Source organism: Cryobacterium inferilacus, assembly GCF_019599185.1.
Classification (GTDB): domain Bacteria; phylum Actinomycetota; class Actinomycetes; order Actinomycetales; family Microbacteriaceae; genus Cryobacterium; species Cryobacterium inferilacus.
The window spans coordinates 274,408-286,069 of the sequence record NZ_JAIEUL010000001.1; the positions used below are offsets into that span (position 1 = coordinate 274,408).

Genomic DNA, 11,662 nt, shown 5'->3' on the forward strand with positions numbered 1-11,662 from the left:
ACGAGCCGGCCGCCGGGGTGAGCTGTCGGGGCCCACCGCTAGACTCGGCCCATGACAAACAGCAGTGACCGGTTGGTATGGATCGACTGTGAAATGACCGGGCTCGACCTGAACAATGACGAATTGGTCGAGATTGCCGTGGTCGTCACAGACTTCGACCTCAACATTCTCGATCCGGGTCTCGACATCGTGATCAAGCCCGACGCGTCGGCCCTGGAGAACATGGGCGAGTTCGTGCGGAACATGCACACCTCCTCCGGCCTGATCGAGGAGATCCCGCACGGCGTGAGCGTGGCGGAGGCCGAGTACCAGGTGATCGAGTATCTGCTCCGGTTCGTGCCGGAGGATCAGCGCGCTCCCCTGGCCGGAAACTCGATCGGCACCGACCGGGCCTTCCTGGCCCGGTACATGCCGCGGCTCGACAAGCAGCTGCACTACCGCAACGTGGACGTCTCCTCGATCAAGGAGCTGGCCCACCGCTGGTTCCCCCGTGCGTACTTCAACGCGCCGGCGAAGGACGGCGGTCACCGCGCCCTGGCCGACATTCTCGAGTCGATTCGCGAGCTCGCCTACTACCGCAAGAGCGTGTTCGTAGCCGACCCGGGGCCCACCAGTGCCGAAGCAAAATCGCACGCAACGGCCGTAGTGAACAACTTCACCTCAAACGTGTAATACAATTCTTGAGTTGCCTTCTTCACCGTAAGGATGCAACACATGGTGGGTATAGCTCAGCTGGTAGAGCGCCTGGTTGTGGTCCAGGAGGTCGCGGGTTCAAGCCCCGTTACTCACCCCAATGAATGAAAGTCCCGGTCGCGGAAGCGGCCGGGACTTTCTTCGTCAACCCGTGCCATGCTGAACGGATGCTCCCGCTCAACCACGACGATTTCGAACGCCTCGTCATCGACCAGCTCGACCTGCTCCCCGACGACATGGTCGACGGGCTCGACAACGTGATCTTCGTCGTCGAGGACCGGCCGGAGGACGGCACCCTGGACACTCTCGGCCTGTACGACGGCGTCGCCCTGACGGAGCGCGGGCAGTACGGCTTCGGCGAGATGCCCGACCGGATCGTGCTCTACCGCGAGCCGCTCCTGGCGATCGTGGCCGACCTGGACGAGCTCCGCGACGAGGTGCACGTCACCCTGGTGCACGAGATCGCCCATTTCTATGGCATCGACGACGACAGGCTGCACGAACTGGGCTGGGCCTGACGCGGGTCGGCTACCCTGAACCATGAACAGATTCCGACCTGGCCGGGTGATCGGCATCCTGGTGGGAACCCTCGTCATCTTGGGTGTCGGTGTGTATGGCCCGGCGACGCTGCTCGGACCGCTGCCGTCCGCCACCGTGACCCTCTCCACCCCGGATGCACCGGCGGCCGCCTCGGCACCGGCGCTGCCGGCTGCCGGTACCAGCGGCATCCTCGCCCTCACCCCGCTGCCCGCTGACACCGGCACTGACTCCTCGCCCGCAGACGGTGCCAGCGCCGGCCTGGAGGCCGACCCGATCGCGGTCGCCGGCGGTACCGACCCTCTGCCGATGGCGTCGGCGGCGAAGATCATCACCGCGCTCGTGGTGCTCGACGCCAAACCCCTCGCCGTCGGCGAGTCCGGCCCGGCCCACTCCCTCGTCACCGCCGACTACCAGGACTACCTGGACTACACGTCCGCCGGAGCCCGCACGGTGATCGTGTTCCCCGGTGAGAGCTGGACCCAGCGGGAGCTGCTGCAGGCCATGATCCTCGGCTCCAGCAACAACCACGCCGACACCCTCGCCAGGTGGGCGTTCGGGTCGGTAGAGGCCTACGTCACCGCAGCCAACGCCTGGCTGGTGGAGAACGGCATGGTCGACAGCACGGTCGCCGACGCCAACGGCCTGTCGGATGACAGTGCGGGAACCGGCGCCGACCTGGCCCGCATCGCCGGCCTCGCCGCGATCAATCCGGTCGTGGCCGACATCATCGCCAACCCGGCGTCGTCCCTGGTGAACCAGCGCGGGGTCAGCAACACCACCGCCTACCTGCCCGAACTCGGTATCACCGGCATCTCACGCAGCTACACCGATGCGGGCGGCGTCTGCTTCCTCTTCACGGCCGCCGTCACGGTCAACGAGGCGACCTTCACCTTCGCCGGTGGGTTCCTCGGCGAACCGGACTACGACACCCTGACGGCCGACCTCGAGGCGCTGATGGCCTCGGCCACGGCCGGGGTGACCGAGCTGCCGGTGCTGGCAGAGGGCGACACGTACGCGACGTTCACGACGGCCTGGGGTGACACCGCCGGCGCCGTGGTGGGCACACCGCGCACCCGATTCGGCTGGCAGGCCGCCGTTCCCACGGGGGCGGAGGTCGCTCTGGACGACGTCACCACCGGCCGGGCCGGCGCCAAGGTCGGCCGGGTCACCGTGGAGGCGTTCGGCCAGAGCGTCACCTCACCCCTCGAACTCGATGACAGCCTCGTCGACCCCGGCCCTGGCTGGCGCCTGCTGCACCCGATCCCCGTGATCGGTGCCCTCATCGCCGCCAGGTAGGCGTTCCCGACACGGTCATCCGTCACGAAAAAACGGACCATCCGGCAGATGCCGGATGGTCCGTCGTGTCGGTCAGCTGATTCAGCTGGGCTCGTCGTTCGATTCGATCGGGTCGCTGTCACCGGAGTCGAAGGCGTAGCGCACGTGCAGCTTGCCCTGCACCTCACGGGAGTCGACTTCGTCGTACCAGAACAGCGATTCCATGCTGTCCACGGCGGCGACCATGCTGATGCGCGCGTCGTGGGTGCCGTGCAGCAGCACACGGGCGTCGGTCTGGCCTTCCAGCGGGCCATCGATGAATTCCACGATGTATTCGGTGTTCTCGTTCTGCGGTGTGCTCATACCCCCAACTTACTGCCGTCAACCGCTTTTGGCGCGGTGCGCGCCGGGAGCCTCCGCTGCGGACCCGCCTGGTGTCGCGGACAGGCGCAGGGTCGCCCATAATTCGGGGTGCTCCCGCAGGCGGTAACGCTCCCAGTGCCGCTGCCACTGGTCCCAGTGCGCCTCGAACCCGCCGTTGTCGCGGTCCAGCGCGCGCTGTTTGCGGATACCGTCGTCGGCATCCAGCCACACCCTGACGTCGCTGACCCCGGCGTGGGCGGCGGCGAGGGCACCACAGCCCTCGATCACGAGCGGTCGATCCTGGTCCACACTGTGCCACTCGGCCGGCCGGTCGGTCTCCCAATCATGGCGCTGCCACGCCGCGGCGGCACCGGCCCGTCTGGGCCGCAGCACCCGGCTGCCGATGTGCTCGATGGCGGCGTCCAGTCCGCCCCAACCCGGGTAGATGTCGTCCAGCCGCACCAGGGTCGGCGGCTGCGGCCCCGGCCACGCGGCCAGCACGGCATCCGCCAGCGTGCTCTTGCCCGCCCCGCTGGGCCCGTCGATGAGAACGACGGCGCGCTCCCCCACCGGCTGGCGACCGAGAGCGCGCACCGCCGCGAGAACCGGCGCCAGGAGCATGCCGATGGCCCCGGTCTCAGGCGAGGACAAAGTGCCACGTTCCCGCGAGGACGGCCACCGTGATGGCGGCGGCGGCAATACCCACGCCGATAACGACCACCAGGGCGTCGCGCAGGCCGAAAACCGAGGGCCTGGCCCAGGTACGGGGTTCGTCGCTGCCGAATCCGCGCGCCTCCATGGCCGTGGCCAGTTTGCTGCCCCGACGCACCGACAGCACCAGCAGGGCGAAGGCCAGACCCAGGAACCGCCGCGCCCGCCCACGCAGGCCGCCCCCGTCGCCCACGCCTCTGGCCCGACGGGCGAGGGCGAGGGAGTGCCAGTCGTCGATGAACATTCCTACCAGGCGAAGCCCGGCCAGGGCGCCGAGCACGAACCGGGCCGGCAGACGCAGCACCTGGGCCAGGCCGTCCGCGAGGTCGGTCGGGTCGGTGGTGGCCAGCAGCACAATGCCGGGGATGCCGATGGCGAGCACCCGCAACCCGATGGCCAGACCGAGGGCGATGGAGCCGTCGGTGACCGAGATGATGCCGGCGCTGAACCAGACCGCCCCGGAGTCCTGGCCGTAGAGCACGGTGCTGAGCATGCCGAAGGGGGCAGCGATCCAGACCGGTGCGGTGCGCAACCAGAACTGGCGGGCGCTCAGACCGCACCAGGCCAGCAGCAGCCCCTCCAGGGCCAGGGCGACCGCCGCTGACACCCAGTCGATGGAGAGCATCAGGGCGAGCCCGATCAGGAGGGCCACGGCCAGTTTGGCGACCGGGTTCACCCGGGCGATCAGGCTGGGGCGGATGTCTGGGGTCATGATGCTCATGCCCGACCGCCGTTCGCGGGTGAGACCGGGCTGCTCGGGCTGTGCAGCGGCGCGGGCAGCGCCGGCTGCGTGTCCGGCCCCGCGGCCAGGACCAGCCTGGCGTCCGCCAGGGCGCTGATGAACTCGGCGTCGTGGGTGACGGCCACCACGGCGGTGCCGGTATCGAGCAACTCAGCCAGGAGGCGCACGAGTTCGGCCCAGGTGCGGGAGTCCTGCCCGAAGGTGGGCTCGTCGAGCACGAGCAGCCGCGGCCGGGTCGCGAGCACCGTGGCGACGGAGAGCCGGCGTTTCTCCCCACCCGAGAGGGTGAACGGATTGGCGTCGGCGAGGTGGTCGAGTCTGAGCCGGTGCAGCAGGCCGTCCACGCGTTCGGTGGCCGCGGCGGGCGACAGGCCGAGGGCGCGTGGGCCGATCATGAGTTCGTCGTGCACGGAGCCGGCCAGGAACTGGTGTTCGGGGTCCTGGAAGACCGTGCCGATGCGCTCGAGCAGGTCTCGGGAACGCCACCGGTGCGGGGCACCATCGAGACCGCCGGCCAGGGCTGGGGCCGCGGTCACGGTTCCGCCTGCGGGCGCGAGCAGCCCGGCGAGGGTGAGGGCGAGGGTGGATTTGCCGGTGCCGTTGGGGCCGCTGATGGTGGTGGCCTGGCCCGCCCGAACGGCGAGGTGGATGTTGTCTGCCACCACACTGGCCCGTTTGCGGGCGAACGGCACCCGGCCGACGGCGAGGTCGTCGGCAGCCAGGAGTACCTCGCCGGCCGGCGCGCCGGCTCGCCGGTCGGGGCGGGGCGGCGGGTAGCGCGGAATCCACACGCCCGCGGCGGCCAACCGTTCACCCTCGGCGCTGAGCACCGAGTCGGTGGGTCCGTCGGCCAGAAGCCCGCCGGCCGGGTCGAGCACGATGACCCGGTCGACCACGTGTTGCCAGACAGCCACCCGGTGTTCGATCACGACGAGGGTCGCGCCGGAGGCACCGACCGACCGGAGGACGGCGTCACGAACCTCCACCACCCCGTCAGGGTCGAGGTTGGCGGTGGGTTCGTCCAGCAGCACCAGGCCCGGCCGCAGGGCCAGAACCCCGGCCAGGGCCAGCCGTTGCTTCTGACCGCCGCTGAGTGCGCTGGTCGGATGCCGCAGCGGCAGGTCCAGGCCAACCTCGGCGAGGGCCCCGGTCACCCGGGGCCAGATCTCGGCGCGCGGCACGCCCAGGTTCTCGCAGCCGAACGCCACGTCGTCGCCCACGCGGGCGAGCACGACCTGCGCGTCCGGGTCCTGGAGGACCAGGCCCACCCGACCGCGGGCGCGGCTGGGTCGTTGGCCGTCGACGAGCAGCTCGCCGGTCTCGTCGCCGTCTTCGTCATCGCCGAGCACGCCGGCGAGGGCGTGCATGAGCGTGCTCTTTCCGGCCCCGCTCGGCCCGAGGATCAACACGCGTTCGCCTGGCTGGATGTCCAGGTCCAGCCCGGACACGGCCGGGGTGGACCGGCCGGCGTGCCGCCAGCCCCAGCCAGTGGCCGTGACCCTGGCGCCGGTCATCGACGGGTCCGCGCGGATGGTCGCCGGCATCCGTCGTCGGTCACCGGGCGGACGGGGTCAGGGTGCGGTCGACCTGGCCGGTTTCACGGCCGGCGGCGAATCGGGACAGGGCGCCGGTGCGGGCCAGGCCGCGCACCGCCAGCCACGACATCAGGCCGGCCAGGATGGTGCCGGACACGACGGCGGAAACGAAGTAGACCACCTTGTAGCCGACGTCCATGGCCGCGTAGCTGGTGAACGTCGTGTCGAGCAGCCCGACCGCGACGCCGGCACCGGCACCGGCGAGGAGGGCGACGCCCAGGCGCCAGTTGGCGTAGAAGAACAGGGCGAGCACGATCTCGGCGCCGAGTCCCTCGACGATGCCCCAGATCAGGGTGGAGAAGCCCCACTGGGTGCCGATCAGCATCGACACCACGGCGGCGACGACCTCGGTATACACGGCGGCACCCGGCTTGCGGATGATGAGCCCGCCGAGCACACCCGCGAACAGCCAGCCGCCGGCCAGAAGCCCCTCGAGCCCGGGGGTGAAGGCCAGCAGGGCGCTCAGCGGCGACCAGGCCAGGCCCCAGGCCCAGAAGATGACGCCGCTGGCGACGCCGATCACACTGGCGACGACGATGTCGACGACCCGCCAGCGCAGCACACGCGGCTTCCGGGTCGTGGACGGGGACAGGGTTTCGGTTGATGCGTGCACTGTACGTGCCCTTTCCGTAGAGGAATACTGGGCACGGGATAGAGAAGCCTCCCTGCGCTGGCATGATCCAGATCAGGTTCGACGGTCGAAGCTGAAGCAGCTTCCTCTCAGCCCGGTTCACCGGACTCCCGTGTTCGCTACCGAGTATAGGCCCGCGAGCCGTGAGCAGAGCACTCTTTTCGGGCGTGCGGACGAGCTGCCCCACGGCTCGGGGACGAGGCTGCTACTTCTTGACGGCGCGGATGATGCGGGCGACGGCCTTCCCGGCCACCCAGACGAAGGGGATGCCGACGGCCAGCAGCGAGATCACGTTCGGATCGAACCGGGCGGCTCCGCCGGATTTGACGTAGGCGCCGATCGGGATGGCCACGCCGCCGCCGCCACCTCCGGCCGCTCCGGTCTCATCGCCCTCACCGCCGCCTTCGCCGCCGCCGCCGCCGAAGCCGTACCACACGAGCGCGACCGGCACGATGGTGACACCCTCGATCTGCACCGGGTCGCCGTAGGCCGACCGGACTCCGATGGATCCTGCGTTTTCTGCGAGTTTCAAGGCGAGATTAGTCATGCTGAGAGGCTACTCCCCCCGTTCCCGGCTGTCCTGCCCGGGTCGAACCGGGGGCGGCTCAGCTGCCGGCGTCCGGGGTGCCGAACGGATGCACGTCGCGCTTGGGCGCACTGCCCCCACCGAGTTGGGAGGCGGGCCGCACGATCCCGCGGCCGAACCTGGCGGTCACGGTGTCCACCGCCAGCTCCGCCTCCCGCCAGTCGTCGTCATCGTCCCAGAGGCCCATGCCGGCGCCGTCCCCCGTGCCGAGTTGCTCGGCACGCACGCCGATCAGTCGCACCCGGATGCCCCTGGCGGCGAGCACGTCGAAGCTCGCCGCCACCTCCTCGTAGATGCGCCGACCCACATTGGTGGGCTCGGCCAGGGTGCGGGAGCGGGTGACGGTGCTGAAGTCGGCGTAGCGCAGCTTGAGCACCACGGTGCGGGCGACGAGACCGTTGCCGCGCAGCTTGGCCGCCACGGCGTCGGCCTGGCGGAGTAGTTCGCTGCGCAACCGTGCCGCATCCGTCACGTCGTGCTCGAAGGTGACCTCGTGCCCCACGCTCTTCTCCTCACGTTCGAGGTTGATCGTGCGCGGGTCGATGCCCCAGGACAGGTTGTGCAGCTTGTGCGCGCCGGCCACGCCGACAGCGCGCTCGAGGGTCTCCCGCGATGCGTGCGCGATGTCGCGCACCTGGCGCAGGCCCAGCCCGAGCAGGGCCTGTTCGGTCGTGGCCCCGACACCCCAGAGCGCGCCGACGGGCAGCGGATGCAGGAAGTCGATCGTGTTCTCGGCCGGGATCACCAACAGCCCGTCGGGTTTGGCCCGGCCGGAGGCCAGTTTGGCCACGAACTTGGTCGAGGCGGCGCCGACCGAGCAGGTGAGGCCGGTCTCGGCGAACACGCGGGCGCGAATCGTCTGCGCGATCACCGCGGGCGAACCGTGCAGGCGCCGGGCACCGGCGACGTCGAGGAAGGCCTCATCGATGCTGAGCGGCTCGACCAACGGGGTCATGTCGCTGAAGATCCCCATCACCTGGCGGGAGACCTCCGCGTAGCGGCTCATGTGCGGTTCGAGCACGATCGCCGCCGGGCATCGACGCAGGGCGATCGACATCGGCATGGCCGAGTTCACGCCGTACTTGCGGGCCACGTAGTTGGCCGCCGTCACCACTGAGCGACCCGACCGGTGCCCGACGATGACGGGCAGGTGCACGAACTCTGGGTGGTCGAGCAGCTCGACGGAGGCGAAGAACGCATCCATGTCGATGTGCAGCATGGTGGCGGTGGTGTCGTCGACGTCGCTTCCGGTGGTCTGCCGCCCGCTGCCGTCCTGCTTACTCATGCAGCTCGTGTCCCTCCGCCGCCGTGGCCCTCAATTCGAATCTACCTTCGAGGGTACTGCACGCGTCAGAAGCCGAAATCGCCGCCACCGAAGTCGCCGCCACCGAAGTCACCGAAACCGCCGGAGTCGCCGCCGGAGTCGCCGCCGGAGTCGCCACGGAAGTCGGAGTCGCCGCCGTTCCCCGCATCCGTTCCCGTCTCCCCAGCCGTCTCAGCATCGGTCTCGCCACCGGCGTCTGCGGCGGCATCCGCACCGCCGCCCGCGTCGGGCAGGAACGCGCTGACGAGTGCGGAACCGACCACGTAGCCGGCCACGGTGCCGAGCAGCGAGGCGCCGAGCATGCTGCCGAAGCCGGGGCCCTGCCGGCCCTGGTCGCCGCCGAACGCCCGGTCCAGGGTGCCAGGTTGGCGCAGTTCGGTGCGGGTGGCGGCCTTGGCCAGGGTCGCCGGTTCGGCGTTCGCTGGGCGCTCACCCTCCATGGCGTTCTCGGTCAGCTGGGTGAACAACAGGTCGCGTTGCTGGTCGGTGAGCTTGCTGAATGCTTCGGTGTGCACCGCTTCGATGGTCTCCGGCGGGGCGGTCCGCAGCAGGTAGCGGTAGCGTTCGACGGCGATCTCGTCCTCGGTGCGCTGCGGTGTGGCGGCACGCGGCGGCTGCTCCGGCTCGGGGCGGCCCAGAAGTCGGTCGAGGAATCCCATGTCAGTTCTCCTTCGGTGTGGCTTCCAGCCTAGGCGGACCCCGGCGCGACCGACAGGACCGCTGCCAGCGACTCCAGGGCTTTCCCAGGGTCGTCACCGGCGGGCAGCAACACCACGCTGGTCGCGCCGGCCGCGTGCAGGGCGTCGATACGCCGACGGGCGGATGCGGCGGTGCCGACGACGGCCAGCTGGTCGACCCAGTCGTCTGGCAGGTTCCTGGCGAACTCGGCCCGGTCGGCGCTGCCAGCCCGGAGGGCCGCGAATTCCTCGGCGAACGGGAGCACCCGGATGTGCGGCGCCCAGTCGGGGTCGCCGATCCACTCCAGAGCCGGCCGGACGGCGGCCCTGGCCGTGGCCGGGTCCTCGTGCACCGCCGCCACGTTGTAGGCCACGATGTGCCGGGCTCCGAGCGGTTGACGTAACTGGGGAAAACCGTGCTCGCTGCCGGCGGCGGCCCCCGCGTCGAGGGCGTTGATCGCCGCGGCGAGGTATTCGGGGGTGACCGGCTCCGCCAGCACCACACCGTCGGCGGCGGCTCCGGCCAGGGCCAGGGACTTCGGCCCGCGCACCCCGGCAAGGACCGGGGGAACCGTGCTCGGCGGGGAGGCCAGGCCGACCGCATCCGTGCTGGTGTACCGGCCGGTGACGGTGACGGTGTCGCCCTGCAGCAGGGTGCGGATCAGGTCGAGGTTCTCACCCAGCATGCCCAGCGGGCTGGCCGGCCAGATTCCGCTCTGTCGCATCCAGCCGGGCATACCGTGGCCGATGCCCACCAGCAGCCGTCCAGGGAACAGTTCGGCGAGCGTGGACAGCTCCAGCGTGGCGAAGGCCGTGTTGCGGGCGGCCGCCGGCAGGATGCCGATACCCACCCGGATGTGCGTCGTCGCGCCGAGCACCGCGGCGGCCTGGGCGATACCGCCGCGGAAGAAGCAGTCCTCCACCACCCAGATCTCGTCGAAGCCGAGCTCCTCCGCACGGCGTGCGTAGGCCAGAAACTGCCCCGCAGGCAGGTCCCTGGGCAGCATCACAGCGATGGCAGCGCTCACGTGATTCCTCCTGATCTCGGGTCGCCGGCGCCGGGCCCGCGACCTTCTCCCTCGACCCTAGCGCCGGGGCAGCCGAGACCCCCGCCACGATTGTGCGAAGTTTCTGGCCCGAAATGAGACCATTCGGCTCCTGTTGGACATATACAGGTAGGGGACAACTGATTCGGGGGAATTATGAACCAGCACAACAGCACGCACACACCGTCGGCAGGGGGCCTGGCCGGAGGCCGTACGGTGGCCGTCTGCGGACGGGGCACGCCGATGACCGACGTGGCCGAACGGCTGGCCCGCAAAAGCGACAACGGCCATCCCGCCAGGAACATGCGTCTCGGCGTCGCCCACCTGGGGGTGTGGTCCACCGCGAAACTGGCGTTCCTGCTCTCGGTCTGCCTCAACACAGTCACGGTCGTCCTGATCGTGCTCGCCGCGCGCATCCTCACCGACACCGAGGTGTTCTCGAGCATCACGACGGTGTACCAAGACCTGACCAACCGACCGGTCGACCTGAGCCAACTGCTCGACGCGAACACCGTTTTCGCGTTCGCCGCCACGGTGGTGGCCCTCAATACGGTGCTGATCACCGCGCTCGGCACCGGCTTCGCGATGCTGTACAACATCAGTGTGCGGGCCACCGGCGGAGTGATCGTCGGATTCCGCAGTCCCTGACCGGAATTCCCCGGGGCTCCTTACCGTTGCATCCGTTATCGGCTGGGCGCCTCAGGGCAGACTGCCGCACGCCTTCAACGAAACGAGCCCCTGTGACTTCCCACACCGCGACGTCAGACACTACGCCGTCAGAGACTTCGCCCGCACACACCGCGGCCTCACAGACTGCGACCACGGCCACAACGCCGGCAGACTCGGACTGGTTCACGCTGCAGAAGCAGGCGCACCGCGAGTTCGGCACCCGCGTGGCGGGGATCCAGGACTGGGACGCCGCGACTCCCGACAAGGAGTGGAGCGTGCGCGATCTGGTGCGCCACGTGGTGCAGGAGCAGCAGTGGATCCCGGCGCTCCTGGCCGGACTCACCCTCGACCAGGCCAGGCGCACGATCCAGCCGCTTGGCGATGACCTCGCGGCAGAGTGGGCGACCCACTCCGCGCTGGCCACCTCGGCCTGGCAGGCGGCTCCGGCGGATGCCGCGGTGCAGCTCTCCTACGACACCGTCCCGGTTCTGGACTACCTGCGCGAGCAGGTGTCAGACGTGACCATCCACTCCTGGGACCTGGCGCGGGCCACCGCGGCCGATGAAAGCCTCGACGCCGCGCTGGTCGACGCCGTCTGGACGGTGTTCGAGCCGCAGCGCGACACCCTCGAGGCCAGTGGACTGTTCGACTCCCCGGTGCCGATGCCCGACGACGCTCCTCTGCAGTCCCGGCTGCTCGCTCTCACCGGCCGCGACGACCGCCGCTGACCCGGCCGCCGCACCCACAACTGTTGCCCGTGCGGACAATTGCGCCCGGTGCGCCGGTCGCAATTGTCCGCATCGGGCACAG

Annotated in this window: 14 protein-coding genes, 1 tRNA gene and 1 riboswitch; of the genes, 6 read left to right on the forward strand and 9 right to left on the reverse strand. The window is 70.0% G+C overall.

Annotated elements, in window-relative coordinates; translation table 11 throughout:
• The first annotated feature begins 51 nt into the window (after window positions 1-51).
• The 4 genes from orn (at window position 52) to K2F54_RS01325 (ending at window position 2,529) form a co-directional block, all read left to right on the forward strand.
• On the forward strand, window positions 52-672 hold the full coding sequence (gene orn, locus K2F54_RS01310; protein ID WP_220604021.1) for an oligoribonuclease: 621 nt from the start codon (window positions 52-54) through the stop codon (window positions 670-672).
• A 45-nt stretch (window positions 673-717) separates the two neighbouring features.
• Window positions 718-793, forward strand: a tRNA-His gene (locus tag K2F54_RS01315).
• A 67-nt stretch (window positions 794-860) separates the two neighbouring features.
• On the forward strand, window positions 861-1,211 hold the full coding sequence (locus tag K2F54_RS01320) for a metallopeptidase family protein (RefSeq protein ID WP_220604022.1): 351 nt from the start codon (window positions 861-863) through the stop codon (window positions 1,209-1,211).
• 22 nt (window positions 1,212-1,233) lie between these two features.
• Window positions 1,234-2,529, forward strand: coding sequence for a D-alanyl-D-alanine carboxypeptidase family protein (locus tag K2F54_RS01325; RefSeq protein ID WP_220604023.1), 1,296 nt, complete (start codon window positions 1,234-1,236; stop codon window positions 2,527-2,529).
• Window positions 2,530-2,610: 81 nt separating this feature from the next.
• Here K2F54_RS01325 and K2F54_RS01330 read toward each other — a convergent pair whose 3' ends face one another.
• The 9 genes from K2F54_RS01330 to K2F54_RS01370 form a co-directional block, all read right to left on the reverse strand.
• On the reverse strand, window positions 2,611-2,871 hold the full coding sequence (locus tag K2F54_RS01330; protein WP_220604024.1) for a hypothetical protein: 261 nt from the start codon (window positions 2,869-2,871) through the stop codon (window positions 2,611-2,613).
• Between the two features lie 18 nt (window positions 2,872-2,889).
• Window positions 2,890-3,522, reverse strand: a complete 633-nt coding sequence (locus tag K2F54_RS01335; protein WP_255576548.1) for a nucleoside/nucleotide kinase family protein — start codon at window positions 3,520-3,522, stop codon at window positions 2,890-2,892.
• Window positions 3,509-4,303: an energy-coupling factor transporter transmembrane component T family protein gene (locus K2F54_RS01340; protein WP_220604025.1), complete on the reverse strand. Its 795-nt coding sequence runs from the start codon at window positions 4,301-4,303 to the stop codon at window positions 3,509-3,511. Before K2F54_RS01340 ends, K2F54_RS01335 begins: the two co-directional genes overlap by 14 nt.
• A complete protein-coding gene (locus K2F54_RS01345; protein WP_220604026.1) occupies window positions 4,300-5,868 on the reverse strand; it encodes an ABC transporter ATP-binding protein in 1,569 nt (522 codons plus the stop codon). Before K2F54_RS01345 ends, K2F54_RS01340 begins: the two co-directional genes overlap by 4 nt.
• A gap of 10 nt (window positions 5,869-5,878) precedes the next feature.
• Window positions 5,879-6,532 carry an ECF transporter S component gene (locus tag K2F54_RS01350; RefSeq protein ID WP_220604027.1) on the reverse strand — a complete coding sequence of 218 codons (654 nt, stop codon included), beginning with the start codon at window positions 6,530-6,532 and terminating at the stop codon, window positions 5,879-5,881.
• 31 nt (window positions 6,533-6,563) lie between these two features.
• Window positions 6,564-6,674: riboswitch (TPP riboswitch) on the reverse strand.
• Window positions 6,675-6,755: 81 nt separating this feature from the next.
• On the reverse strand, window positions 6,756-7,097 hold the full coding sequence (locus tag K2F54_RS01355; protein WP_220604028.1) for a spore germination protein GerW family protein: 342 nt from the start codon (window positions 7,095-7,097) through the stop codon (window positions 6,756-6,758).
• A gap of 58 nt (window positions 7,098-7,155) precedes the next feature.
• Window positions 7,156-8,421, reverse strand: a complete 1,266-nt coding sequence (gene dinB, locus K2F54_RS01360) for a DNA polymerase IV (protein WP_220604029.1) — start codon at window positions 8,419-8,421, stop codon at window positions 7,156-7,158.
• 65 nt (window positions 8,422-8,486) lie between these two features.
• Entirely contained in the window at window positions 8,487-9,119 is a 633-nt protein-coding gene (locus tag K2F54_RS01365) for a hypothetical protein (protein ID WP_220604030.1), read from the reverse strand.
• A gap of 29 nt (window positions 9,120-9,148) precedes the next feature.
• A complete protein-coding gene (locus K2F54_RS01370) occupies window positions 9,149-10,165 on the reverse strand; it encodes an LLM class flavin-dependent oxidoreductase (protein WP_308287445.1) in 1,017 nt (338 codons plus the stop codon).
• 261 nt (window positions 10,166-10,426) lie between these two features.
• Here K2F54_RS01370 and K2F54_RS01375 point away from each other — a divergent pair, with 261 nt between their 5' ends.
• Together K2F54_RS01375 and K2F54_RS01380 are read left to right on the forward strand one after the other, a co-directional pair.
• Window positions 10,427-10,831 carry a DUF3566 domain-containing protein gene (locus K2F54_RS01375; RefSeq protein WP_220604031.1) on the forward strand — a complete coding sequence of 135 codons (405 nt, stop codon included), beginning with the start codon at window positions 10,427-10,429 and terminating at the stop codon, window positions 10,829-10,831.
• Window positions 10,832-10,923: 92 nt separating this feature from the next.
• A complete protein-coding gene (locus K2F54_RS01380) occupies window positions 10,924-11,580 on the forward strand; it encodes a TIGR03086 family metal-binding protein (RefSeq protein WP_220604032.1) in 657 nt (218 codons plus the stop codon).
• The last annotated feature ends 82 nt before the right edge of the window (window positions 11,581-11,662 follow it).